General features: G+C 65.0%; 24 protein-coding genes. 9 read left to right on the plus strand and 15 right to left on the minus strand.

Annotation, left to right across the window (positions count from 1 at the left end):
- Window positions 1-7: 7 nt before the first annotated feature.
- The 4 genes from NLM25_RS34560 to NLM25_RS34575 are packed head-to-tail and all read right to left on the minus strand — an operon-like array spanning window position 8 to window position 4071.
- The gene (locus NLM25_RS34560) at window positions 8-1180 is read right to left on the minus strand and encodes an acyl-CoA dehydrogenase family protein (RefSeq protein ID WP_254139840.1); all 1173 of its coding nucleotides are present in this window, start codon (window positions 1178-1180) and stop codon (window positions 8-10) included.
- Window positions 1174-1974, minus strand: coding sequence for an ABC transporter ATP-binding protein (locus tag NLM25_RS34565; protein WP_254139841.1), 801 nt, complete (start codon window positions 1972-1974; stop codon window positions 1174-1176). The genes NLM25_RS34560 and NLM25_RS34565 overlap by 7 nt, the downstream gene beginning before the upstream one ends.
- Window positions 1968-2990 (minus strand): ABC transporter permease, encoded by a 1023-nt coding sequence (locus tag NLM25_RS34570; RefSeq protein ID WP_254139842.1) that lies wholly within the window; start codon window positions 2988-2990, stop codon window positions 1968-1970. The genes NLM25_RS34565 and NLM25_RS34570 overlap by 7 nt, the downstream gene beginning before the upstream one ends.
- Complete coding sequence (locus tag NLM25_RS34575) at window positions 2968-4071, minus strand: ABC transporter substrate-binding protein (RefSeq protein WP_254139843.1); 1104 nt, start codon at window positions 4069-4071, stop codon at window positions 2968-2970. Before NLM25_RS34575 ends, NLM25_RS34570 begins: the two co-directional genes overlap by 23 nt.
- Before the next feature lie 475 nt (window positions 4072-4546).
- Between NLM25_RS34575 and NLM25_RS34580 the strand changes: the two genes are divergently transcribed.
- A complete protein-coding gene (locus NLM25_RS34580; protein ID WP_254139844.1) occupies window positions 4547-5527 on the plus strand; it encodes an ABC transporter substrate-binding protein in 981 nt (326 codons plus the stop codon).
- Between the two features lie 123 nt (window positions 5528-5650).
- On the opposite strand, the gene NLM25_RS34585 is transcribed toward NLM25_RS34580, so the two are convergent.
- Window positions 5651-6112, minus strand: coding sequence for a hypothetical protein (locus NLM25_RS34585; RefSeq protein WP_254139845.1), 462 nt, complete (start codon window positions 6110-6112; stop codon window positions 5651-5653).
- Window positions 6113-6505: 393 nt separating this feature from the next.
- Here NLM25_RS34585 and glgC point away from each other — a divergent pair, with 393 nt between their 5' ends.
- From glgC to NLM25_RS34605, 4 genes are all read left to right on the plus strand, one after another.
- Window positions 6506-7768 (plus strand): glucose-1-phosphate adenylyltransferase, encoded by a 1263-nt coding sequence (glgC, locus tag NLM25_RS34590; protein ID WP_254122316.1) that lies wholly within the window; start codon window positions 6506-6508, stop codon window positions 7766-7768.
- Window positions 7765-9222, plus strand: a complete 1458-nt coding sequence (gene glgA / locus NLM25_RS34595; RefSeq protein ID WP_254139846.1) for a glycogen synthase GlgA — start codon at window positions 7765-7767, stop codon at window positions 9220-9222. The genes glgC and glgA overlap by 4 nt, the downstream gene beginning before the upstream one ends.
- A gap of 35 nt (window positions 9223-9257) precedes the next feature.
- Window positions 9258-9518 (plus strand): SemiSWEET transporter, encoded by a 261-nt coding sequence (locus tag NLM25_RS34600; RefSeq protein WP_254122318.1) that lies wholly within the window; start codon window positions 9258-9260, stop codon window positions 9516-9518.
- A gap of 300 nt (window positions 9519-9818) precedes the next feature.
- Entirely contained in the window at window positions 9819-10502 is a 684-nt protein-coding gene (locus NLM25_RS34605) for a nucleoside deaminase (protein ID WP_254139847.1), read from the plus strand.
- A 23-nt stretch (window positions 10503-10525) separates the two neighbouring features.
- Here the strand turns inward: NLM25_RS34605 and NLM25_RS34610 are convergent, their stop codons facing one another.
- Together NLM25_RS34610 and NLM25_RS34615 are read right to left on the minus strand one after the other, a co-directional pair.
- A complete protein-coding gene (locus NLM25_RS34610) occupies window positions 10526-11296 on the minus strand; it encodes a phosphorylase (RefSeq protein ID WP_254139848.1) in 771 nt (256 codons plus the stop codon).
- 196 nt (window positions 11297-11492) lie between these two features.
- The gene (locus tag NLM25_RS34615) at window positions 11493-12290 is read right to left on the minus strand and encodes a class III extradiol ring-cleavage dioxygenase (RefSeq protein ID WP_254139849.1); all 798 of its coding nucleotides are present in this window, start codon (window positions 12288-12290) and stop codon (window positions 11493-11495) included.
- 151 nt (window positions 12291-12441) lie between these two features.
- Between NLM25_RS34615 and NLM25_RS34620 the strand changes: the two genes are divergently transcribed.
- The gene (locus tag NLM25_RS34620) at window positions 12442-12621 is read left to right on the plus strand and encodes a hypothetical protein (protein ID WP_254139850.1); all 180 of its coding nucleotides are present in this window, start codon (window positions 12442-12444) and stop codon (window positions 12619-12621) included.
- Window positions 12622-12636: 15 nt separating this feature from the next.
- Here NLM25_RS34620 and NLM25_RS34625 read toward each other — a convergent pair whose 3' ends face one another.
- Together NLM25_RS34625 and NLM25_RS34630 are read right to left on the minus strand one after the other, a co-directional pair.
- On the minus strand, window positions 12637-14097 hold the full coding sequence (locus NLM25_RS34625) for a carboxylesterase/lipase family protein (protein ID WP_254139851.1): 1461 nt from the start codon (window positions 14095-14097) through the stop codon (window positions 12637-12639).
- Window positions 14098-14178: 81 nt separating this feature from the next.
- The gene (locus NLM25_RS34630; protein ID WP_254122326.1) at window positions 14179-14355 is read right to left on the minus strand and encodes a hypothetical protein; all 177 of its coding nucleotides are present in this window, start codon (window positions 14353-14355) and stop codon (window positions 14179-14181) included.
- A 260-nt stretch (window positions 14356-14615) separates the two neighbouring features.
- On the opposite strand from NLM25_RS34630, the gene NLM25_RS34635 reads away from it, so the two are divergent.
- The 3 genes from NLM25_RS34635 (at window position 14616) to NLM25_RS34645 (ending at window position 18123) form a co-directional block, all read left to right on the plus strand.
- Window positions 14616-17306, plus strand: a complete 2691-nt coding sequence (locus NLM25_RS34635) for an alpha/beta hydrolase fold domain-containing protein (RefSeq protein WP_254139852.1) — start codon at window positions 14616-14618, stop codon at window positions 17304-17306.
- Window positions 17307-17432: 126 nt separating this feature from the next.
- A complete protein-coding gene (locus tag NLM25_RS34640) occupies window positions 17433-17705 on the plus strand; it encodes a hypothetical protein (RefSeq protein WP_254139853.1) in 273 nt (90 codons plus the stop codon).
- A 112-nt stretch (window positions 17706-17817) separates the two neighbouring features.
- Window positions 17818-18123, plus strand: coding sequence for a hypothetical protein (locus tag NLM25_RS34645; protein WP_254139854.1), 306 nt, complete (start codon window positions 17818-17820; stop codon window positions 18121-18123).
- A gap of 138 nt (window positions 18124-18261) precedes the next feature.
- On the opposite strand, the gene NLM25_RS44000 is transcribed toward NLM25_RS34645, so the two are convergent.
- The 6 genes from NLM25_RS44000 to NLM25_RS34670 form a co-directional block, all read right to left on the minus strand.
- Window positions 18262-18390 carry a hypothetical protein gene (locus tag NLM25_RS44000; RefSeq protein WP_256565996.1) on the minus strand — a complete coding sequence of 43 codons (129 nt, stop codon included), beginning with the start codon at window positions 18388-18390 and terminating at the stop codon, window positions 18262-18264.
- 60 nt (window positions 18391-18450) lie between these two features.
- Window positions 18451-18606, minus strand: a complete 156-nt coding sequence (locus NLM25_RS34650) for a hypothetical protein (RefSeq protein ID WP_212096529.1) — start codon at window positions 18604-18606, stop codon at window positions 18451-18453.
- Between the two features lie 115 nt (window positions 18607-18721).
- On the minus strand, window positions 18722-19231 hold the full coding sequence (locus NLM25_RS34655) for a septal ring lytic transglycosylase RlpA family protein (protein ID WP_254139855.1): 510 nt from the start codon (window positions 19229-19231) through the stop codon (window positions 18722-18724).
- 170 nt (window positions 19232-19401) lie between these two features.
- A complete protein-coding gene (locus tag NLM25_RS34660; protein WP_254139856.1) occupies window positions 19402-20565 on the minus strand; it encodes a serine hydrolase in 1164 nt (387 codons plus the stop codon).
- A 170-nt stretch (window positions 20566-20735) separates the two neighbouring features.
- Entirely contained in the window at window positions 20736-21986 is a 1251-nt protein-coding gene (locus tag NLM25_RS34665; protein ID WP_254139857.1) for a DUF1501 domain-containing protein, read from the minus strand.
- Window positions 21987-21988: 2 nt separating this feature from the next.
- A complete protein-coding gene (locus NLM25_RS34670) occupies window positions 21989-23470 on the minus strand; it encodes a DUF1800 family protein (protein ID WP_254139858.1) in 1482 nt (493 codons plus the stop codon).
- Window positions 23471-23539 lie beyond the last annotated feature (69 nt).

Here is a 23539-nt window from a genome sequence, read left to right on the forward strand (position 1 = left end):
TTTGTTTCTAAAGACCGAGCGCGGCGCGGCCGCGCCCGGTGCGCGTGGAATCGTCTTGCGGCGTGTGCACACGGCCGCACAGGACATCGCGATAGTGCCGCTCCAGCGGATTGGCGCGGGACAGGCCGTGATTGCCGGTCAACGACAAGGCATCCTCGACCACGGCAACGGCGTTGTTGGTGACCGTCAGCTTGATGACGTTGGATTCGCCACTGGAGAGATCGACACCGTCATCGAAGTCGCGGGCGAAAGTGTCGATCAGCCGCGCATTGACCGCGAGCCGGGCCTCGATGGCGCCGACGATCTCCTGCGCGCGCGGCAGGGTCGCCAGCGGCGCGCCGAGGCTGGCGGGAACACGCTGCTTCAGGAACGAGACGAACCAGTCGCGCGCGGCGCGAGCGACGCCATCGTAGATCGCCGCGACGAAGACGGTGTGGACAGTCGCCTGCGCGACGTCGGGCGCGCGCCACTCGGCCGGCTTGCGGACATCGACCTCGGCATCGAGGGGGATCACGACGTCGTCGAAGATGACGTCATGGCTGCCGCTGGCACGCAGGCCGTGATGATCCCAGGTCTCGACGATGCTTGTGCCCGGCAGTCCTGCCGGCACCAGGAACTGACCGACGCGCGTCTCGGCTTCGTCGGTCCGGGCCCAGACCAGATACCATTTCAGGATCGGCGATCCCGTCGAATAGATCTTGTGACCGGTCAGGCGCCAGCCTGTTTCGGTGCGCCGCGCGATCGTCGCCGGCAGGCCGCCGCGCGCAGGCGAGCCGAGCTCAGGCTCGACGCGGAGCGCGTTGATGAGCGCAAGACCCTCGACGCTCTCGCGCGCAAGCTTGCGCGACAGCCGCGCCGGCCAGGTCGGACTGCGCGCCATCACGAGATGATTGATGTAGTGCATCGACAGCACCAGCGCGGTCGACGGATCGGCCTTGCCGATGATCCCGATGACGCGTGCAGCGTAACGCGCGCCCGCTCCGGCGCCGCCATGAATGGCCGGCACCGTCAGCGACAGCAGACCTGCTTCCGACAGCTCGCGGAAATTCTCGAAAGGAAAGCTGCCGGTGCGGTCATGGTCGGCCGCACGCGCGGCGAAACGCTCTGCCAACGCTTCGGCGCGTGCGATGTAGTCGGGCTCGCTCTGGGCCGTGCGGCCCCTGGCTATCGAGGTTACCATGTGGCATCCAACCCCAGCAGGCCAAGGATCTGGCGGCGCAGATCGGCGAGATACGGATCGCCGCGATGGCGCGGATAGGGCCGGTCGACACGGATGTCGGCCTTCACGCGCGCGGGGCGGTCGCTGAACACGATGACGCGGTTGGCCAGCACCAGGGCTTCCTCGGCGTCATGCGTTACCAGCAGCGTGGTAAAGCCCTTGCGCTGCCAAAGCGAGACGAGCTCGGCCTGCATGGTGATCCGGGTCAGCGAGTCGAGCTTGCCCAGCGGCTCGTCGAGGATCAGGATTTTGGGATCGTTGACCAGCGCCCGTGCCAGCGCAACGCGCTGCGCCATGCCGCCGGAGAGCTGATGCGGATAGGCATTGCGGAACGCAGCAAGTCCAACGAGATCGAGCGCGTCATCGACGCGCTGCCGCTGGCTCCTGAGAATGCCCTGGGCCTCGAGGCCCAGGGCGACGTTGTCCCAGACCGACCGCCAGGGAAACAGGGTCGGGTCCTGGAACACGACCACGCGTGAAGGATGCGGCCGGGTGATGCGCGCCTCGTCCTCGCGCAGCGTACCAAGCTTGGGCTTGTCGAGGCCGGCGACGAGCCGCAGCAGGGTCGACTTGCCGCAGCCGGAGGGGCCGAGCAGCGCGACGAACTCGCCCGGCTCCACGGAGATGCTGACGTCGCTGAGGACAGGCAGCTCAGCGCCGTCGATATCGAAGGCGTGGCTGACCTGCTCGATGTCGAGCGCGGCGCCCGCGGCTGGCGGTATCGCGACTTCGGCCAAACCGGCTGCGGCTACCATTTCACGGTCCCCTTCTGCCAGACCAGCAAGCGGTCACGGATTGCAAACAAGAGCGTGATCGCACCGGAGCAGAGCAGCGACATCACGATCAGCGCCGCATACATGTTGGCGTAGGCGGCCCAGCCCTGCGCCCATTGCAGGTACCAGCCGAGCCCGGCCTTGACGCCGATCATCTCGGCGACGACGAGCACGGCAAAGGACGAGCCGAGCCCCATGAACAGGCCGACAAAGACGTGCGGGAGCGCCGCGGGGATCGCGACCTTCAGCACCAGGAAGGACGGCTTGGCGCCCAGCGTGCGTGCGACGTCGTAATAGGCATTGCTGACGCTCGCGACACCCGACCAGGTCAGCACGGTGACGGGGAAGCCGGTCGCCAGCGCGATCAGAAAGGTCGAGGCGCTCCAGCTCGACGGGAATGTGAAGAAGGCGATGGGCAGCCAGGCCGTCGCCGGCAGCGGACCGATGAAGCGCAGCACCGGATGCACCCAATAACCGACCGCGCGCGACCAGCCGATCGAGACGCCGGTCAGGAAGCCGACCGTGGCGCCGATCAGGTAGCCGCCGAGCTGAAGCTTGACGGAGGCGAAGACACTGTCGAGCAGTTTTGGCAGATCGTCGGTATAGACTTCGATGATCGACTGCGGCGGCGGGAAGAACGGCAGCGGCAGCCAGGCGAATTTTGCGGTGGCGACTTCCCACAAGGTCAGGAAGGCGCCGAGCGCGATGAGCCAGGGCGCGCGCTGGCGCAGGGCCTTGCCCGCGGAGCCCAGATAATCGGCACCGACGGTCCCGAACAACGCGACCGCGGCGACGATGAAGGCGGCAATGCCGAGCGAATGCGTGCGCGACCAGTCGCCGACATCCTGCCACCACAGGCAGGACAGGCCGAAGACAATCCAGGCGACGCTGGCGAACACGCCGACGCCGGATTCCCGCAACCAATCCGCGAGCAGCGGCGCGCGCGAGGCGCGCGGCGCGCCGGAGGCGAGGCCGTCAGACAGCGAATACGTCGACATAGATGCGCTCCGCGAACTTCGTGGTATCCGTGCTCTGCTTGAAGACCTGCACGCTCTTGAGATCGTCGGCATAGGCCTTGAGCTCACGCTTCAGGATCTCGCCGACGGGATGATGATGGTGGGTGTGGTAGCGCACCATGCCCTCGATATCGGCGAGAGTCGCCGTCTTGGGCGCATAGGGCTGGAACGACTTCGCCGCCACCACAGGGTTCTGAGAGGTGAACATGGCGGCATCGAGCAGCGCCTGCGTGATCGCGCGGGCGACCTGCGGCTCCTCGCGCACAAGGCTGCCACGGAGGCCCACGATGCAGCAGCTCTTGTCGCGGTATTCGCCGTCGAGGTTGGAGGCGACCTCCTTGTACTGGGTGTCCTTCAGCCAGAGATAGGCGAGCGGATCGGACGACAGGAAGGCCTGCACTTCGCCCTTCTCCACGGCGACGTTGAGCAGGTTGCCGGGATAGGCGCGCCAGTCGACGTCCTTGTTGGGATCGATCCCGAGCTTGGCGAGCTGGATCGAGAAGAAGTTCTTGTCCGGACCGCCGAGATCGCCGACCGCGACGATCTTGCCCTTGAGGTCGGCGAGCTTGCTCACGTTGGAATCGGTACGCGTCAGCACGCGCATGCAGCCGCCATGGGTGCCCGCGGCGATCTTGACGTCAAAGCCCTGCTCCAGCGGCTTCAGCCAGCGCAGCGCCATGCCGAGGCCAGCATCGCTCTTTCCCGTCGCGATCGCCTCGAGCAGTTGATCCGTCGAGCCGGAATAATTGACGAGCTCGACGTCGAGATTCTGCTTCTGGAAGAAGCCGTGCTCGATCGCGACAGGCAGCGGCGCGAGGCAGACCGCGCCGGCGTTCCACGACAGCTTCAGCTTGCGCGGCGCGCCTGTGAGCGCGGGGCCATCCGCAGCCGTCCGGCACAGCGGAAACTCCGAGAAATCGACACCGGGCGCAATCCCGCGCGGCGCAAAGGCCTGCGCTGCACCAAGGGCACCAAGCGGCGCGGCGAATGCCGCCGCAAGGCCGGCCTGTAGCAGATGGCGCCGGTCGAGCCCCGAACCGCTGCGCTTGTTGTCGTTGTTCATCAGTCCCCGCTCCTGCGCTGGCACAGCTCCGCCATGCGCGCAACGGTTCAGGTTGCGCATGTTCCGTGCGGAGCTGCGTTGAGAGAATAATTTTCGCCGACGCTTCTCGCGCCGCGTTGATGCGATGCGCAAATCATGCGGCGCGTTCGCCGCATCGTCAATGAAATGGAATTTCGAATGTGGCGCGAAGCGAAGTCATTCTCTCCATCAGCGCGTGCGGGGACGATGAAACGATTTTTGCCGCTGCATTGGTTGGCAGGGCGCGACGCGGCTCCCTCTCCTGCTTCATTCTTGCGCAGCTTCGGTCGCGAACATCGCACGTTCTCGAAACCAGCGCCGCGCTGAAACGTCCTTGCTCATCGCGCACGCAATACGGTTGGCCATTTCATTGACTGCGCATCGCGCAATCATAGACTTGATCGTCCCGCTGCATCGTTCGCTCACGCGTCGTGAGCAAAGCAACAAGACAGGCCACATGAGCATCAACTCCCACGACCGTCCCATCACACGCCGCCTCGCCGCATCGCTGCTTGCCGCCGCCATCACGTTGTCCACGGCCGCCGCGTCGTTCGCTGCCGACACCGTCGTGCTGCGCGTCGGCGACCAGAAGGGCGGCAACCGTTCGCTGCTCGAAATCTCCGGCTATGCAAAGGACCTGCCCTACAGGATCGAATGGTCGGAATTCCCGGCGGCCGCGCCGATCCTGGAAGCGCTCAACGCCGGCGCGCTCGACGTCGGCTACACCGGCGATCTCTCCTTCCTCTCGGTCTACGCAGCGGGCGCGCCGATCAAGGCGATCGGCGGCACCAGGTCGGATGCAAAGACGCAAGCGATCCTTGTGCGCCAGGATTCGCCGATCAAGTCAGCCGCCGACCTCAAGGGCAAACGCCTCGCCGGCACGCGCGGCGGCTGGGGCCAGTTCCTGATCGACGCGACGCTGGAGAAGGCGCAGATCAAGCTGGAGGACGCGACCTTCGCGCCGCTCGGCCCGGTCGACGCCAAGATTGCGCTCGTTGCCGGCTCGATCGACGCCTGGGCGGTGTGGGAGCCCTACGTCTCGTTCGCGACGTTGAAGGACAAGGCCCGCGTGGTCGCCGACGGCGAGGGCCTGACGCCGACCATCACCTTCATCGTCGCCTCCGACAGCGCCATCGCCACCAAGCGCGCGGCGGTGCAGGACCTCGTGCAGCGGCTGAACAAGGCGCGGCTATGGTCGCTCGATCACATCAGTGAATACGCCAGGAGCACGGCCGAGCTGACCAGGCTGCCCGAGGACGTGCTGCTGTCGGCCTACACCGCGCAGCGCACCAGCCCGATCGTGATCGACGAGAACGTCGTGAAGGAAGTTCAGGAAGCGTCCGACCGCTCGACCCGCTACGGCATCCTGCCGAAGACACTCGACGTCAGCAAAGCCGTCGACCGCAGCTTCACCGCTGCGGCCGCGGGATCGAACTAGACGGAGGCGGCGGGATGCGCAGGCTTCGCCTCGAGGCCGGCCCGTTGCATCTCGCCGCGATCGTGCTCGCGCATTTCGCCTGCATGAGCCTGATCGTGTGGCTGTCGCTCTAGCCGCGCAAGATCACCAATAGCCGTAGTAAGGCCGGTAATACGCCCGGGGCCGGTAGTAGCCATAGCTGTAGCCGTAATAGGGACGGGGTCGGTAGTAGGATCGATAGCCATAACCGTAACCCGGTCCATAGGCGTAACTCGATCCATAGCCGCCATAGTAGGCCGGCGCATAACCATAGCCGTAGCCCGGGTATCCATAGCCGCCGTAGTACGGTCCGCCGCCATAGTAGCCATAGCTGCTGCTGGCGATGGCGCCGCCGATGATCGCGCCGGCTGCGAGGCCGCCAAGACCCCAGCCCCAGCCCCCGCCCCAGCCTCGGCCGCGCCAATACACCGGCGTGACATCATCGCCGGCCGCGGCTTTCATGGCCGCAACGTTGGTCGGCAGCGGCGCCGCCGCCGCCTGCTCGATTTGGCCGGCCATCACGGCACCCGCCAGCGAACAGGCAATTGCAGTTTTCCAGATACTCATCGTCTTGCTCCCTGTCTGACGTTTCGTATGGAAGGGGATCGCAAGGCCATGATCGGGCATCCTTGCGCCAAATCAAAGCCTCCGAAAGTCAAAGCCTCCGAAAGTTAAGACCTCCAGTTTCGTGCACCGCACAAGAAGCTCGCGCCTGCCTCAATTCTGGTCAGGCCCGGCGCCGGCATCCCCCGCACGGATATGACACCGGTACGACGGAGCCCAAGGCAGCAGACCACGGCAAAGCATTAAGCTTCCCGCGCGTTCGCAACCAACAAGCACCTTCCCGATTTACTATTCGTACCGCTACTATCGGTTCCAATGGTGCGCGGCCGAGAGGCGTCTCGCGAAGGTCTTGCTTGACGCCAGAATCTGGCATGCGCCGGAGTGTGGGAGGATGACATGAGTGCCGTCGGTAATGAGCCGCTCGCCCGTCAGGCGTTGGCATTCGTCCTGGCTGGCGGACGCGGCAGCCGGCTTCTGGAGTTGACCGACCGGCGCGCCAAGCCCGCGGTCTATTTCGGCGGCAAGTCCCGCATCATCGATTTCGCGCTATCGAACGCCGTGAACTCCGGCATCCGCCGCATCGCGGTCGCGACCCAATACAAGGCGCACAGCCTGATCCGGCATCTTCAGATGGGCTGGAACTTCTTCCGCCCGGAGCGCAACGAGAGCTTCGACATCCTCCCGGCCAGCCAGCGCGTTTCCGAGAACATGTGGTATGTCGGCACGGCCGACGCGATCTACCAGAACATCGACATCATCGAGTCGCACAACGCCCGCTTCATCGTGGTGCTCGCCGGCGACCACATCTACAAGATGGATTACGAGGTGATGCTGCGCCAGCACGTCGAGAGCGGCGCCGACGTCACCGTCGGCTGTCTCGAAATGCCGCGCCAGGAATCATCCGGCTTCGGCATCATGCATATCGACGAGAACGGCTTGATCCAGGAGTTCCTGGAGAAGCCCGCCGACCCGCCGCCGATGCCGGGCAAGCCGGACGTCTCGCTCGCCAGCATGGGCATCTACGTGTTCGATGCGAAATTCCTCTACGAGGAGCTGAAGCGCGACGCCGCGGATCCGAACTCCAATCACGATTTCGGCAAGGACATCATCCCCTACATCGTCAAGAACGGCCGTGCGATCGCGCACCAGTTCTCGACCTCCTGCGTCCGTTCCGGCAGCGACCCACGCTCCTACTGGCGCGACGTCGGCACCGTCGATGCCTATTGGGCCGCCAATATCGATCTCACCGACGTGGTGCCGGAGCTCGACCTGTTCGACCGCGCCTGGCCGATCTGGTCCTATGCGGAGATCACGCCGCCCGCGAAATTCGTCCATGACGAGGAGGGCCGCCGCGGCCAGGCCGTGAGCTCGCTGGTCTCGGGCGGCTGCATCATTTCCGGCGCCTCGCTGCGCCGCTCGCTGCTGTTCACCGGCGTACGCATCAACTCCTATGCCAATGTCGAGAACGCCGTGATCATGCCCTACGTGAATGTAGGCCGCGGCGCTCGCTTGAAGAACGTCGTGATCGACCGCGGCGTCGAGATTCCGGAAGGACTCGTCGTCGGCGAGGATCCCGAGTTCGACGCGAAGCGCTTCCGCACCACCGAGCAGGGCATTTCGCTCATCACCCAGCCGATGCTCGACAGGCTCAATACATGACGCCTGTTCGCGTCCTCGCGGTCGCCTCTGAGGTCTACCCCATCGTCAAGACCGGCGGCCTTGCGGATGTCGCCGGCGCGCTGCCGCTTGCGCTGAAGGCGCATGGCGTCGAGATGCGCACGCTGATGCCGGGCTATCCCGACGTGATGCGGATGCTGGGGGGCGCCGACGAAATCCGGCGCTGGCCGGATTATTTCGGCGGACCCGGACGCCTGCTCGCGGGCTCACATGACGGGCTCGATCTGTTCGTGCTCGACGTGCCGCATCTCTATGCGCGGCCGGGCAATCCTTACGTGACAGCCGATGGCGTCGATTGGCCGGACAATGGCGTGCGCTTTGCGGCATTGTCGCGTATCGCCGCCGACATCGGCCACGGCCTCGTGCCGGCGTTCGTGCCCGATGTCGTGCACGCCCATGACTGGCAGGCCGGGCTCGCGCCGGCCTATCTGCACTATGACAACCGACCGCGCCCCGCCACCGTGATGACCATTCACAACATGGCCTATCAGGGCAAGTTCGCGCGCGAGCTGATCGGCTCGATTGGCCTGCCCTGGCACGCCTTCAATGTCGACGCCCTCGAATATTTTGGCGGCATCAGCTTTCTGAAGGCCGGCCTGCAATTCGCCGATCGCATCACCACGGTCTCGCCGACCTACGCGCGGGAGATCCAGAGCGACGAGGGCGGCATGGGGATGGGCGGCTTGCTGCGCGAACGCGCTGACGTGCTCAGCGGCATCCTCAACGGCATCGATATCGAGGTGTGGAATCCGCAACAAGATCCGCACATCGCCTACCGCTTCGGCGCGCAGGACCTGACGTTCCGGGCCGCGAACAAGGCGGTGCTTCAGCAGCAGTTCAATCTCGATTCTTCGGACGAGGCGCCCCTGCTCGGCGTCATCAGCCGCCTGTCCTGGCAGAAGGGGCTCGATCTCCTGCTCGAGGCCATTCCAACCATTTTGGGCGAGGGCATGCAGCTCGCGCTGCTCGGCAGCGGCGACCGCGATCTCCAGGATCGCTATCAGGCCGCCGCCCGCGCGAACCCCGGCCGGATCGGGGTCGTGATCGGCTACGACGAGATCCTTGCGCATCTGATCCAGGCCGGCTCGGACGCGCTCATCGTGCCCTCGCGCTTCGAGCCATGCGGTCTCACCCAGCTCTACGCGCTGCGCTATGGCGCCGTGCCCATCGTGTCCCGGGTCGGCGGCCTCGAGGATACCATCGTCGATATCGGCGAGGCCGACAGATCGGGCTTTGATGCCACCGGCTTCAAGTTCGCCCCCGTGACCGCGGATGCCCTCGCCGGCACGCTGCGCAAGGCCAACACCGTCTTCCACGACAAGCTGACCTGGCGCCGGCTGCAACTGAACGGCCTTGCGACCGACGTGTCCTGGCGCAACCGCGCCGGCGACTATGCCGCGCTCTATCGCGATCTCATGGCAGCGCGCCGGACGTAGGCACAGATCCGTCGAATCCATGTTATAGAGCCGGCATGGACCCCTCCGCGATCAAGCTGATCGGCTTTGCCGCCGCAACCTGCACCACCGTCGCCTACGCGCCGCAGTTCATCAAGGTCTGGAAGACCCGTTCGGCCCGCGACATCTCGCTCGGCATGTTCCTGGTCATGGTGCTGGGCCTGGCGCTCTGGCTGGTCTACGGCCTGCTCTCAGGCGACGCCCCTTTGGTCGCCGCCAACGCCGTCACCATGGTGCTCGCCGCCGGCATCCTGTTCATGAAGCTGAAGTACGGCTGAGCCTGAAGCTGCGAGGACGGATTGGGGTGTCCCCATAAAACCCGGTCTGTCTGCTTTCGAGGGACCCCGGAGCCGACATGGACAATCGACCATCGTGTGGTCAGTGCGGTACCTGAAAGGTAGCGGCCCTTGATCCAGATCAAGTCAGATTGTTTGTAGCCCGTTGTTTGATTGCCAACATTGCCAGGCCGCAGAAGCCGCCTCCGGTGCGGCGCCGGAAACATTCGTCGTCGCTCCAGCGCGGCCGTAATTTGAAGGGGGCATTCTCAACACCGATCTCGCGTTCCCGAGGGACCGCCCATGAGTAGATCAGAAGCTGACGCTCAAGATATGCGAATGATGGAAAGATGCCTCGACCTCGCTCGGCAAGGGGTGAAGCAAGGAGAGCTGCCATTCGGCGCCGTGATCGCGTCTCGAGGACGGATCATCGCAGAAGCGACCAACCACGTTTCATCGGAATGCGACGTGACCCGGCACGCGGAACTCGTCGCTCTTTCAGCGGCGCAGAAGATTCTAGGGCAAAAGCGTTTGCCGGATTGCACCTTGTATTCCATCGTCGAACCTTGCCCAATGTGTTCTTTCCCGACACGGGAGGCGCGGATTGGTCGCGTGGTGTTCGCCATTTCATCTCCGGTCATGGGCGGATTTTCGAGATGGGACGTTCTGTCGGACAACAATTTGTCGAGCAGGCTGCCTGAGGTCTTCGGACCTGCGCCGGAAATCGTCTCTGGCTTGCTATCTCAAAGGGCCGAGCAGGTCTGGCGCGACTGGAACCCGCTCGCCTGGCGATTTATGAGACGACGAGGCTGCATCGGACGAGCGGTCGAGCAGACTTCGTGCCATGCGGGCGCGCCTCGGGTAACGTTTTCCTGGAATGCGCTGGCGGATATTTTGGCCGCGCCGGCTCTTTCGGTGAGTAGCGTCTTCCGGCGCCGGCGTGCAGATTCAATCACCATCTCGGACCTGGACAAACCTGGAGTCTAGGATCGGGAGGCGCTGCTGCAGGATCAGGCGCGTGTGGCCATCGTTTCAAGTGTGCGTGTCGGAATGGGCACCGGGTTTCGTGAACACAGGTGCGGGAAACCAAAGTGAGCTCCAAGCCGTTGCTTGGCGCTGCGCAAAGCCATCACCGCCATGACAGAGTCAACGGCGAGCCGGCTAAGACCAGGAAGTTGCCCCGGGTCTTGAACAAGCGAACGTCCAATTTTGCGCAGTTCAGGCTTACCTGCGGGCCCGATATCTATGAGCGCGGCCCTCGGAAGTTTTCGATGCGCGGGGTTTAGAACAACACGACAGACGGCAAAGGGAATTCTGAATTCGGAAGCAATTCGAGCGACGACCTGCGACTCCATGTCGGCGGCGACCGCCCCGGTGATGCCATGGAAGTCCCGTCTCTCTTCAAGACTTGTCATCGGGGAAGCGACACCAGCTATCGCAGAGTACCTGGCATCCGGGATCATCCGAAGGAGCTCCTCGGCCCAGGGCAAGTCAGCTGGATAAGCTTCATCTTTCGCGGCAAATACCGACGAGGCGATGACAACGTGACCTGGTCGGAGCTTCGGATCTAGCCCGCCGCAGACCCCAAAACTTATAATGCCGCGCGCGCCGTGTCTGATGGCGTCACGCAAGCAAGAGGCGGTTCGGTCACCGTCAGCGATCATCGCTGACGCCCCGGCTATCCTGGCCTCAATCGCAAGTCCAACGACGGCGATGACCGCCTTCACGTCACGGCGGGGGGCGCCAATCTGAGCGTCGTCGACCGTAACATGCAGCGTCATCAGAGGCGTCGATATCCTGAAACCGAAGTATCTCCAGACTCGGGCGATCAAGAGTAAGCCGGCACGAGCACTGCCCGTCTAGACAAAATCGACCGGCCTCCCGGTTGGAAGCCAGTTGTTGGAGAACTGTGCCTCGGACGCCACAGCTGCCGCCTGATCGCGGCGGAGACTCGCACCTTCAGAGGCGCAAGCAAGCTCAGCCGCCGAACACATACGACGCCATCGCAACGTTCGCGACCTCGTCGACGAAGACGCGTTTGCCGACGTCGCTGCCGGCGGCACCGGCGGCCACCATCAGCGGCAGCAGATGATCTTCGCGCGGATGAGCGAGGCGCGCGCTGGGCGCGTTCTCCCAGTCGACCAGCATCGCGTTGCGGCGCGCCGGATCCGGATTGCCGATCGCCTCGTTCAGATAGGCTTCGAAATCATACGAGACCGGTTTCGACTCTGCCCGGCCGAACCCGCGCATGTTGTGATAGGTCAGCCCGCTGCCGACGATCAAAATCCCTTCGTCGCGCAGCGATGCGATCGCCTGCCCGACCTTGATGTGCTCGGCCGCGTCGTAAGCAGACTTCAGCGACAGCAGCACGATCGGCATGTCCGCGTTCGGATACATCAGGCCGAGCGGCACGAAGGTGCCGTGATCGAAACCCTGATTGGGATCCTCCCGGCAATCCAGGCCCGCGTGCTCGAGCAGCGCCCTCACCCTGGCTGCGAGCTCGGGCTTGCCCGGCGCCGGATATTTGAGGTGATAGGTATGCTCGGGGAAACCGTAATAGTCGTACACCATCGGCGGATGCGCCGAGGTGGAGACGGTGAAGGCGTCGGCTTCCCAATGACCGGTGATGACGAGCACGGCCTTGGGCTTCTCTGGGAGAAGCTGCGGCAGCCGGCCGAACTCCGCGGCGGTCCTGGCGTATTGCACGCGCCGGTCCTCCATGAAGGGCCATGGGCCGCCGCCATGCGACAGGAAGAGGGTCGGCAATCGCGTCATGAGGCTGGTCTCGTTGACAAGATGCGGGGTGCGAACTGCCCGCGAACGGCGGCGAGCATAGGCAAACCGGTATGGTTAGCAAGTCGTTAACGATTTGCCGCCCACAATCCGGCCGTGGCCGAAGGAATCGGCCAGAAGACAGGGTCGTGAGATGAAGAAGTTTGCGCTGGGGGACGTCGTCAACAGTGACAAGGGCCGCCGCGGCGTCGTTCGCGCCGCCTACAGGTCGAAGGATGGCCAGCAGTTCTACGCCGTCGAGAAGGACGGCACGATGGACTACCTCGAAGAAGACCGGCTGAGCCCGGCGCCGCGGGTCGAACTCGCGGCATAAATCCAACTCATCTTCCTAGCGCGCAAGCCGGTCGAGACGCCTCGTCAAGGGGTCGTCTCCGCTCGCGATGCGTTCGTTCGTGATCAGCAGCAGGCGATCGCGGTCTGCGGCCGCATCCCAATGCGGCAGATCCGGGCCGTTGGGATCGCCGCTCCTCGCAAAGTTGATCCAGTAACCGCGCATGCGGTTCGCGACCTCGCGATCCCCTCGTGTGAGCAGTCCCGCGCCGGGCATGCCTTGCGCGCCGAAGATGAATTGCAGCTCGCGCCCGTGCCCTTCGTCGGGATTCGTGCGCCGGGCCTCGGCCACGTAAGCGAAGCGATAGCGAAACGTAGGCGCACCGATTGCCGCATGGAGGCGGGCAAGCAGTCTGACCGGCTCGGTGAAGACCTTGTCGGTATAGAATTTGGCTGCGCGCTCCGATGGCCTGGCGATATCCGGGTAGAGTTTGCGCAGCTCATCGCTGCTCTCGCCCGAGGACGCCAGCGTCGCCCTGATCTCCGGCTCGCCATCGAAGCGCGTCTCGTCATCGTTCGAGCCGATGATGAGAGGAATGCGGCTTTCATGCCCCGCCGTAAATCCCGCGGCCACGTCTTCGCTCACCAGGGTTCCGTCCATCGCGGGCGCGAAGCTGCGTCCGGAGCCTGTGAGCAGGTTTTGCTCGGCAGCAAGCAGCCGCGCCGGCGCGACGACGCGCAAATCCGCCTCCTGCCCAAGCGCCGCCACGAATTGCCGGCCCATGGCCTCCGCCTCCTGTGCCGAGCGCAAACGCGCACGGCCGGGCAGCGATTGCAGAATGGCCTTCTGGAACAGATCGCGCGATTGCGCACACAGCATCAGAAGCGCGATCGACGTCGCGCCTGCGCCGCTGCCGAACAGGGTGACGTTGCCCGGATCGCCGCCGAAGGCCGCGATGTTGTCGTGCACCCAATGCAGCGCCGCGATCTGGTCCATCAGGCCGTAATTGCCGGAGCCGCCTTCCGACAGCGCGGGATGAGCGAGCCAGCCGAGCACGCCGAGACGATAATTCACGGTGACCACGATGAGGCCGGCCTGCGCGAGCTTTGCACCGTCGAACAGCGGATCGTTCGCGGTGCCGCTGCCGAATCCGCCGCCATGGATGAACACCATCACCGGCAGCGGACCGTCGACCCCGAAGGGACGGAATACGTTGAGCGTGAGGCAATCCTCGCTCGTATCAGGCAGCGACGGCTGCAGGCATGGCGCGCCGTACTCATAGGCGGTGCGCATCTCGGGGTTCTCGGCCGTTGCCTGCGGCGGCCGCCAGCGCAGCGGCCCGGTCGGAGCGGCCGCATAGGCCAGCCCCTTGAAGGACGCCACCTCGCCCTCGACGGCGCCAAGCATCTGTCCTTCACGCGTCAGCGCGAACGGAAACTGTCCGACCGCCTGAGCGACGGCCGCACCGTCGCAGCAAAGCAGCGAAGAGGCCACAACGAGCGCAAACAACGACCGCATCTTGAGGGATCTCGGGGCGCGGAAGGGTTCCCCGGCAGGTTACGTCTGCGGTGCGCGAGGAGGCAAGCTCCGCGGCTACTCTTAGTTGCCCTTGGCGATAATGTCCGCCAGCGCGCGGCGGGCGACGATGCCGAGCTCGCCAAGCGTGGAGTGACCTGACTGAGCCGCCTCGATCAGGCGTTCGGCGATGAACCTGCGGCTGTCGTGATCGCCGCCATGCGGCAATTGGCGACACGTCTGCTCAAGGACGACGTCCATGTTCGCTTTCGTGCGCTCGCTCAACTCTGTCATGACGCCCTGGGCACGCGTGGCTTGTAACCGCAAGCATACACAGAAGGATGTGATCTGATTAGACCGGACTATCCCGGCGATTGTGCATCGCGGTGCGTGTATCGCCGTAACTTTCGCGCGGCCACGATGAGGCCGCAAACGACTACCGAAGATTGCATCTGCTCTGATGACAAGCCGGGCCTGCAACGATAGCCTGCCGGCAAAACAAGATACACGGGAGGAATACCATGCCTGACGCAATGGTCGCCGCACGTGAGTCCAAGGCGACGAGTGGAACAGCCCACCAGGTCGACGTCGCCGTGGTCGGCGCCGGATTTGCCGGCCTCTATCTTCTGCACCGCCTGCGCAAGGCCGGCCTCACGGCGGTCGCCCTCGAGGAAGCCGGCGATGTCGGCGGCACCTGGTACTGGAACCGCTATCCCGGTGCGCGCTGCGATATCCAGACCATCGACTACAGCTACACCTTCGATCCGGAGCTCGACGAGGCATGGACCTGGTCGGAGAAATACGCGACCCAGCCCGAGATCCTGCGCTATCTCGGCTTCGTCGCCGACCGCTACGATCTGCGCCGCGACATCCGTTTCAAGACCAAGGTTACCGAAGCCAGGTGGGACGAGAAGGCCGAGCGCTGGCAGCTCACCACCGACAACGGCACGCCGGTCTCCTGCCGCCACTACATCATGGCCACCGGCTGCCTTTCGGCGCCGAAGCCGCCGGAGATCGACGGCGTCAAGGATTTTGAGGGCAAGGTCTATTTCACCGGCCGCTGGCCGCATGACGGCGTCGATCTCGCGGGAAAACGCGTCGCCGTGATCGGCACGGGCTCATCGGCGATCCAGTCGATCCCGCTGATCGCCGAGCAAGCCGCGCAACTGACCGTGTTCCAGCGCACGCCGAACTTCGCGCTGCCTGCGGGTAACGGGCCGGCGCCGGAGGATCGCAGGACCTACTTTGAAAGCGACCGCGCCGCCTATCGCGAGCATGCGCGCCAGTCGATGACGGGCGTGCCGTATCCGCAGCAGACGGTGGTGAGCTGGCAGTTGAGCGATGCCGAGCGTCGCGAACGCTTCGAACGCGCCTGGGCTGCCGGCGATCTCGTTCATATCCTGACCCAGCTCTGGGCCGACCAGGGCGTCGACTTCGACGGCAATGCGCTGATCGGCGAGCTGATCCGCGAGAAGATTTCCGCGGCCGTGAAGGATCCGGAAACGGCGGCGGCGCTGATGCCGCACGACCATCCCTTCGGCGCCAAGCGCCCCTGCCTCGATACCAATTACTACGCGACCTACAACCGGCCGAACGTCACGCTGGTCAATCTGCGCCAGGAGCCGATCAAGGCGATCACGGCAAGCGGCATCACCACCGGCAAGCGCAACTTTGATGTCGACGTCATCGTGTTCGCGACCGGCTTCGACGCCATGACCGGCGCGATCCGCGCCGTGCATCCGATCACCGGGCGCGGCGGCAAATCGCTCACCGATGTCTGGGCGCAGGGGCCGCAGACCTATCTCGGACTCACGGTCGAAGGCTTCCCGAACTTCTTCATGATCACAGGGCCCGGCAGCCCGTCGGTGCTGTCGAACATGGCGGTGTCGATCGAGCAGCATGTCGACTGGGTGGTCGACCGGCTTGCGGCGCTACGCGACGCCGGCTTCACCACGATGGAGCCGACCGAAACGGCGCAGGCCGGCTGGGGCCGGCACATGACCGACTGCTCGATGGTGACGCTGCACCGGCTCGCCAACACCTGGTACACGGGCGCCAACGTGCCGGGCAAGGTGCAGGGCCTGATGCCCTATACCGGCGGCGTCGGCCCCTATCGCAGCATCTGCGACGAAGTCACGAGCCGCGGCATGCTCGGTTTCAAGCTGACCGGCCCGAACGGCGCGGCGCAATGCAATGACGGCGAGGTCGTGCGCCTGCAACCCGACGTGCGGCTGGTGCTGAACCTGCTCGCGTCACTGAATCTGCCGCCGATCGAGTCGATGGGCGCGATCGGTGCCCGCGCCTTCGTCAATGAGTTCAACAAGGGCCGCCCTGCGGGACGGCTGATCGGCGACATCGTCGATGGCACCCTGCCCGGCGCCGACGGTCCGCTGCCCTACCGCGTCTACAAGCCGGCGACGGCGGGGCCGCATCCCGTCGTGGTCTATTTCCACGGCGGCGGCTGGGTGCTCGGCGACGAGCAGTCGGATGAACCGTTCTGCCGCGACATGGTGCGGCGGACCGGCATGATGTTCGTCAGCGTCGGCTATCGCCACGCGCCGGAGCATCGCTTCCCGACGGCGGCCGAGGACGGCTATGCGGCAACGCGCTGGATCGCTGAACACGCGGCCGAGCTTGGCGGCAAGCCGGGTCCGGTGCTGGTCGCGGGCTGGAGCGCCGGCGGCAATATCGCCGCCGTCACCTGCCAGCTTGCGCGCGATCGCGGCGGGCCTGAGATCGCGGGGCAGCTGCTGGTGTGCCCGGTCACCGACTGCACCTTCGACCGACCCTCCTACAACGACAATGCGACCGGCTACTTCCTGACGCGGTCGCTGATGTACTGGTTCTGGGACCTCTACTGCTCGCCGGCCGACCACACCGATCCGCGCGTCTCGCCGCTGCGCGGCAAGGTCTCGGGCCTGCCGCCGGCCTTCGTCGTCACCTGCGAGTTCGACCCGTTGCGCGACGAGGGCATCGCCTACGCCGACGCGATGGCCGCCGCCGGCGTCCCGGTCGAGCAGCTCAAGGCAAACGGCCATTTCCACTCGTCCTTTGCGATGGTCGACGTGGTGATCACCGGGGTCGCCGGCCGGGTGCAGATGGCCGAAGCACTGCGGCGCTTCGCCGGGCTTCCGCCAAAGGCCAGTCGCGGTGACGAGAACCGCCACGGCCAGACCAGTCCGGGGCACAAGATCGCGGCGGCCGCGAGCTGATGGCGACGAGGCGGCCGGGAACCTTTTCCCGGCTGCTGCGTTGTGTGTGAGGCATTGAGATGCAGCGATAGGTGTGGGCCCCGGCGCGCAGATCCGCGTGCTGGGGCAGTTTTGCGTGAGGCGATGATGGGGGACGTGGTTGCGCATTCAAAGGTCGATTTCGGAGCGCTTGCGGCCCTGCATAAATGGCCCTCGCTCGCGAACCAGCGCCGACCGGACAGAACCTCGTACCAGGTGAGCGAGGGGACACTCGACGAGTGCATCTCGGCGTTCATGGAAAAGCCGGCCGCGACCAGGCATCTCTATGATATTCACACGATGGCGCAGCCGCCGCTGGTCACGGATATCCTTTCGCCCGAGCACATCGCCGAACTCTCGCGGCTGAGAGAATTTCTCTGATTGCGTGCAGACGCGGAAGCTGCACGCGCACCACAAGCTTTTCACCAAGGCAGGAACCTTCTTCCGGATTTTCCCGTTAACCGGGATCGGAAGTCAAGACGAGTGCCCTGAGATGCTTGAAGCCGGTGTACCATCCGAGGTCGTGCCCTACGGCGCAGACCAGACCCTGTTCGTGGTGATCGATCGCCGCGACAAGGCGACTGAAATCCGCATCGAGCGGAGCGATCTCGAAACCACGATCGGCGAGCTCGTCGCCGGCTGCTTCAACGATCCGATCAAGGTGATCTCGTTCAACACGCTCGAACACTGGATGAAGGACATCTCGACGGACGTCGCCGGCGAGATCAAGGCGCGCTGCGAGATCGATGGTGTCACGCTGCCCGACTATCTCAGCGACTTCGTCGAGAGCCATACCTGACCGCGCCTCGTTCTCATTGATACGCTTCGAATCGCAGGCAATAAAAAAGCGCCGCTCCCGCGGCGCTTTTCGTGTGGCAGCATTTTTGTTCGAGCATGATCCTGTCGGAAAACCGCTACACGCTTTTCCGGATCATGCTCAGTGGTGCCAGAACAATGCCAGCAGCAGAACGATCGGCAGCGGCACGCCAAGCAGCCAAAGCAAAGCACCTCGTCCAAAGCCCATGACTTCCTCCTCCTCTTGCACTGCCCAGATGACGCAGGACACGAAGAGAAGTTCCGCGCTTCGAGGCGAGGGCGAATGCGTTCAGTGCATGGTTTATGGGAGTTATACGCGCCGGTACTTGCCGGCGATGACCTCGATCTCGCGGCGGCGTTCGCCGGCGAAGGTCAGGAGCTTTTCGATCGTCAGTGTATCCGTGATCCGTTTGGCGAGGCGCTCGGCGCGCGCGGCCTGATCTTCGAGATACTGGATCGTGTTCAAGCGCCGCCTCCCCCAGGACCTCCGATTTGAAGGCCCGACTTGTTTGGGCACCCATGGTGCGCCAGGGCGACTAACAGCCGGTTAAGCGCGAGCGCTCAAGTCGATGAATCGCGCTCTATCGCACCACGTCGAGCCGGACATTGGTGATGCCCTTGTCGACCATGCCGAGCTCCTCGGCCGCGGAAGGCGAGATGTCGACCACGCGTCCGCGAACATAAGGCCCACGATCGTTGACCCGGACGGTCACGAAGCGGCCGGAGGAGACGTCGGTGACGCGCAGCTTGGTGCCGAACGGCAGGCTGGGATGCGCCGCGGTCAATTCGTTCTTGTCGAACTTCTCGCCGCTCGCAGTTTTCGTATCCGAATAGAAGCTGGCAACGCCGTGCGAGGCGGTTTGCTTGGCGTCGGGCACGCGCGCCCGGCGGATCGGCCGTGGATGCAGCGCCGCCACCCGGTGCGGCCGCTCGACTGCGGCGTGCCGGCTGATGCCGAGATCAGCCTTCTGCCGGCCGACCGGCGACTGCGCGCAGGCGGCGAGCGAAGCGGCACCGATGATGGCGAGCAGCAATCGGCACGAGGTTGCGAGGGAAATCCGGGCACTTGCGGCACGTGCAATGTGAGACATGGTACGCCCCTCCGAACTGCCGAGAGTTTCGGTCGGGAATGAGGGCAGAACCTTGTCGGAACAAAAGCAGGCCTGAGGCCGCCGCCGTTTCACATCAGCTGTGATGATTCCACCACAGTGGCATCCCCTGAATCGGGGCAGAGATGGCCTCTTAGAGGCGATGGCCCAGCTCAGGCCGGAGGCGGGATCGCGCGCAACACGTCCCTGAATACGCCGAACTGCAATCGAAACGCTTGTGGGCTGTAGTCCTGATAGTAACCCGCGGTCACCGCGACAACGAGATCGAGCTCCGGGACGATGCGGATCGACTGCCCGCCGCGCCCCAGCGCGCCGATCCAGTTGATCTTCCGGTCATTGATTCGCGTTTGGCCGCGCCACCACAGATATCCGTAGGACTGACCGTCGGTCCCCTTGATCTTCTCTGCCGTCGAGGCGTCGATCCATGCCTTGGAAACGATCTGGCGATCGTTCCAGCGGCCGCCCGCAAGGACCAGCTGGCCGATCTTGGCCATGTCGCGTGGTCGCAATCGCAATCCCGCTCCGGCATCGGTATCCCCCCTGTACCGATCCCACGCTGTGCAGGTGATCCCCAGAGGCTCGAACAACGTCTCGCGCGCAAATTCATCGAGGGGGCGTCCGGTCGCCTTGCGGATGATGGCCGACACGAGCGTAAGCGCGCCGGTGTTATAGAAGAACTCCTGCCCCGCCGCGGTAGTCACCGGAAGACCGAGAACGTAGCGGCACGGGTCCCATGCCATATGCATGCGCGTCTCGTCGTTGTCGTAGTCTCCCGTTGCGGGCGTCGCTTCGATCCACTTCAGGCCCATCGACATGGTGAGCACATGCACGAGCCGGATGCGGTCCTTTTCAGGGGAACGCAAGTCGGCCAGCTCGGGAAAGAAGCTGAAGATCGGTTCGTCCACGCTGCGTATCAGACCGCGATCGATCGCGATCCCGACCGCGAGTGACGCAACGCTCTTCGACACCGATTTCATGTCGTGCAACGTATCGGCATCAAAGGCGACGGTTTCCACCCGGCGGCCGTAAATGCGGCCGGGTATCTCGTCGGCTCCCTTGAAGTAGCGCTCGAACGCCAGCTTGCCATCGCGGGCGACGAGGACGGCATGGATATTGGCATCGCTCGAGGCGAGCCGATCGGCCATCCCGCACAGCGCCTCGCGATCGGCGAGACCGTTGCCATTGACGGAGCCGACCGGCCAGCCGTCGTTCCGCTCGAGCGGGACACCGCAGCCGTCGGCTGCATTCACCGGCAACGCGGAGAGCGGCGCCAGTGCGGCTCCGCCGAGAAGTGAAATGAATTGGCGCCGCCTCATTCGAACCGTCACCGTCACCCCTGTTGGGGCGCAGAGCAAGCTTCGGCGCATCCGGGCTGCGCATGCTCTCCGAGGATGCGCGCGAGTTCACGCCAATAGAGCCTTCGCCAGTTCGTCTTCAAGCTGGCGAGAAAATCGAGCTCTCGTTGCGTCAGTGTGCACATCGCGCTTCAGGCCACGAGGCCCCCCATCGGTTTGACGTCGGCGCTGCCGGGGAAAACCGTTTCCGCCAGCACGTTCTCCTCGACGCGCAGATGATCTCTCAGCAGACCCTTCAGCACGGCGCGCAGATCCGTGGTCGGCTTGAGGTCGCGATCCTCCAACAGCTGCGCCGGCTTCAGGCCGGGCCAGTCCGCGATCACGCGGCCGCCGGCGAGCCCGCCGCCGATGAGGAAAGCGACCGTGCCGGTGCCGTGATCCGTTCCTTGCGTGCCGTTGATGCGCGCGGTGCGACCGAATTCGGTGACGACGGCGACCACGGTCTCCTTCCACGCCTCGCCCATGTTGGTCTCGATCGCGGCGAACGCGCCGTCGAGCGCGCCGAGCAGATTGTAGAGCTGGCCCGAGGCCGCGCCTTCGGCGATATGCGTATCCCAACCAACGAAGCCCATCGCGCCGACGCGCGGGCCGTCGGGCTTGGCGAGATAGCGCGCGGCGGTGCCGGCCGCTTCGGCAAAATAGGCGCGCACGCGCGCGATGCCCGGAGGCGCCAGCGTCGGATCGTCCGACATCGCATCGCCCTTGCCTGGTGAGCCGCCGAGCGAGGCGAGCTTCATGCGCGCCTGGAGCACGGTCGCAAGTTTTGGATCGGTGTGCTGGTAGAGATCGAGCAGGCGGTTCTGCGTGTCCTCGCTCGCCGGCAGCAATTTCTGCGGCACCCATGTCATGACGGGCGCCGAGCCGCGCACCACCAGCGGCGTCACCGAGCCGATGCCAAGCGCGCGGCTGCCGCGCGGATCGACGCGGCCGCCGGATTCCATCGCGAGCAGCGCGCGGTTGAGCCAGCCGGAGCTGGTCATGCCGGGCTTGACGAGCCCGCTCTCCAGCACGTCCTGGCCGTCGAAATGCGAGCGCTCGCGATAGGGCGTCGCGGCGGCATGGACGATCGCCGCCTTGCCGCTCTTGTAGAGCCGGTGCAGGTTCGGCATCGCCGGATTGAGCGCGAAGAAGGTATCGAGCGGCAGCGCCGGCGGCTTGCCGTCCAGCAGCAGCGCGCGATCGCCGCGCAACGAAACCCAGTCGGGATCGCCGACCGGCGCGACTGCACCGAGGCCGTCGAGCGCCCCGCGCAGGACGATCACGAGCAGGCGCGGATCGCGCCCTTCGGCACGTGCGATCCGCGGCATCTGGCTCCACGCGAACAGCGCCCCGGAGCCGACCAGAAGCTCGCGCCGCGTGGGCAAATGATTGACCAAGCCCATGCTCACCTCCTCTGAAAATCCGCCGACATGAACAGCAGCGCCAATGCCTGCTGCCGGCTCTCGGCGCGGCCGACCGCCTGCTTCACCTCGGGCGCGATCTGCGATGCGAAGACGTCCTCGATGATGACTTGCGGATCGGCCATGCCGGTGATGCGCTCGGCAAAATAGTTGGCGACGTCGAGCCGGCGGCCGACACCGTCGATCCAGCTCGCCTCCTCATCCGGATAACCCTTCGGCGCGGACGGACGCCATAGCGCTTCCCCAAGCAGCTCCTGGCCGCCGGTGAAGCGGACGGGATCGACGACGGTGATGCCGGTCGCGCGCACCATGCCGACGACCCATTCGCCGGGACGCCTGAGCTTTGACGGCGGCCCGCGCCACGCGTCGTCCGACGACACCATGGTGATGGCGACCTGCTTGAGATCGCCTTCGGTGTCGCGAAAGGTCTTGGCCATCTGCTCGACCAGCGCCGGCGGCGGCTCATCGGCGACGAAATGGCGCGCGAGCTTGGTTGCCACATGCGTGGCGGTCGCCGGATTTGCGGCGAGATCGCGCAGCACGGCGCGTCCCTGCTCGGCATCCTCCTGCTCGTAACGCCTGCCGAGCACGGTCTGCCCGCCGGGCTCGTGCAGCCGTGGATTGAAGGTGAACTCGCCGCCATGCTGGGGATCGGCGCCCGGCGGCACCAGCGTCCACCCGGTCAGCACGTTGGCGAAGCTGATGACATCGTCCTGGGTGTAGCCGGTGCGTACGCCGAGCGTATGCAGCTCCATGATCTCGCGCGCAAAGTTCTCGTTGAGGCCGCGGCTGCGGTTGATGCCGGCGGTCGAGTTCGCGCCCATCGACTCCAGATTGTCGAGATAGAACAGCATCGCCGGATGGCCTTCGACGGCCAGCAAGAGATCGACGAAACGGCAGAGCGCGTTGGCGCGAACCGCTTCGCGCTCATAGGCGCCGGACATGCTCTGGATCCGGTTGGCCGAGACGCAGAAATGGTTGGACCAGAACCACACCAGCCGCTCGGCAAAGCCGATATCGGCGGCGAGCGCGGCTTCCGTGCGCAGCTTGGCTTCCTGCAAGTAGATCGGACGGCCGGGATCGGGAATGGCGTCGGCGGCCTGCTTGGCCGCCATCTCGGCAGCGTCCTTCTCCTGGCTGTAGCCCTGCGCTTGCCCCTCCGGCTGTGCCGGAGCCTGACCTTGGTCGCCCGCAGCAACGGGAGCAGCAGCCATCTGCTGCTTCTTGGCCTGCTGCTGCGCCTGCTTGGCACGCGCCGTTCGCCGCGCATTGGCGTCGGCCACGGTGCGGTAGGCTTTCGCACTCGAAGGGAGGCTCGCCGCCGCGCTCAATACCAGCGGGCGGTCGAGCTCTGCGATCAAAGCGCCACGCGGATCGGTCCCGATGGCGGCGATCGATCCCGGCCGTGGTCCCATCCCGAAGCGATGGAGCGCCAGCACAACCTCGGCCTTTGCAGCATTGCTCATGGCGGTCGCTCAATCTTTCGAGACTGCCCGACGGCGTGCCGTCTGCGGCTACGAACGGTAATGCTACAG

This window comes from Bradyrhizobium sp. CCGB01, from assembly GCF_024199795.1.
GTDB lineage: Bacteria > Pseudomonadota > Alphaproteobacteria > Rhizobiales > Xanthobacteraceae > Bradyrhizobium.

What these genes read in the sequence shown, in the direction of transcription:
- NLM25_RS34630 (WP_254122326.1), bottom strand. Translation starts at nt 14,355, where the DNA reads ATGGACGTCGTCCTTGAGCAGACGTGTCGCCAATTGCCGCATGGCGGC.
- NLM25_RS34635 (WP_254139852.1), top strand. Translation starts at nt 14,616, where the DNA reads ATGCCTGACGCAATGGTCGCCGCACGTGAGTCCAAGGCGACGAGTGGA.
- NLM25_RS34605 (WP_254139847.1), top strand. Translation starts at nt 9,819, where the DNA reads ATGAGTAGATCAGAAGCTGACGCTCAAGATATGCGAATGATGGAAAGA.
- NLM25_RS34575 (WP_254139843.1), bottom strand. Translation starts at nt 4,071, where the DNA reads ATGAACAACGACAACAAGCGCAGCGGTTCGGGGCTCGACCGGCGCCAT.
- NLM25_RS34600 (WP_254122318.1), top strand. Translation starts at nt 9,258, where the DNA reads ATGGACCCCTCCGCGATCAAGCTGATCGGCTTTGCCGCCGCAACCTGC.
- NLM25_RS34610 (WP_254139848.1), bottom strand. Translation starts at nt 11,296, where the DNA reads ATGACGCTGCATGTTACGGTCGACGACGCTCAGATTGGCGCCCCCCGC.
- glgA (WP_254139846.1), top strand. Translation starts at nt 7,765, where the DNA reads ATGACGCCTGTTCGCGTCCTCGCGGTCGCCTCTGAGGTCTACCCCATC.
- glgC (WP_254122316.1), top strand. Translation starts at nt 6,506, where the DNA reads ATGAGTGCCGTCGGTAATGAGCCGCTCGCCCGTCAGGCGTTGGCATTC.
- NLM25_RS34560 (WP_254139840.1), bottom strand. Translation starts at nt 1,180, where the DNA reads ATGGTAACCTCGATAGCCAGGGGCCGCACGGCCCAGAGCGAGCCCGAC.
- NLM25_RS34620 (WP_254139850.1), top strand. Translation starts at nt 12,442, where the DNA reads ATGAAGAAGTTTGCGCTGGGGGACGTCGTCAACAGTGACAAGGGCCGC.
- NLM25_RS34655 (WP_254139855.1), bottom strand. Translation starts at nt 19,231, where the DNA reads ATGTCTCACATTGCACGTGCCGCAAGTGCCCGGATTTCCCTCGCAACC.
- NLM25_RS34585 (WP_254139845.1), bottom strand. Translation starts at nt 6,112, where the DNA reads ATGAGTATCTGGAAAACTGCAATTGCCTGTTCGCTGGCGGGTGCCGTG.
- NLM25_RS34615 (WP_254139849.1), bottom strand. Translation starts at nt 12,290, where the DNA reads ATGACGCGATTGCCGACCCTCTTCCTGTCGCATGGCGGCGGCCCATGG.
- NLM25_RS34660 (WP_254139856.1), bottom strand. Translation starts at nt 20,565, where the DNA reads ATGAGGCGGCGCCAATTCATTTCACTTCTCGGCGGAGCCGCACTGGCG.
- NLM25_RS34670 (WP_254139858.1), bottom strand. Translation starts at nt 23,470, where the DNA reads ATGAGCAATGCTGCAAAGGCCGAGGTTGTGCTGGCGCTCCATCGCTTC.
- NLM25_RS34645 (WP_254139854.1), top strand. Translation starts at nt 17,818, where the DNA reads ATGCTTGAAGCCGGTGTACCATCCGAGGTCGTGCCCTACGGCGCAGAC.
- NLM25_RS34640 (WP_254139853.1), top strand. Translation starts at nt 17,433, where the DNA reads ATGGGGGACGTGGTTGCGCATTCAAAGGTCGATTTCGGAGCGCTTGCG.
- NLM25_RS34565 (WP_254139841.1), bottom strand. Translation starts at nt 1,974, where the DNA reads ATGGTAGCCGCAGCCGGTTTGGCCGAAGTCGCGATACCGCCAGCCGCG.
- NLM25_RS34580 (WP_254139844.1), top strand. Translation starts at nt 4,547, where the DNA reads ATGAGCATCAACTCCCACGACCGTCCCATCACACGCCGCCTCGCCGCA.
- NLM25_RS34570 (WP_254139842.1), bottom strand. Translation starts at nt 2,990, where the DNA reads ATGTCGACGTATTCGCTGTCTGACGGCCTCGCCTCCGGCGCGCCGCGC.
- NLM25_RS34665 (WP_254139857.1), bottom strand. Translation starts at nt 21,986, where the DNA reads ATGGGCTTGGTCAATCATTTGCCCACGCGGCGCGAGCTTCTGGTCGGC.
- NLM25_RS34625 (WP_254139851.1), bottom strand. Translation starts at nt 14,097, where the DNA reads ATGCGGTCGTTGTTTGCGCTCGTTGTGGCCTCTTCGCTGCTTTGCTGC.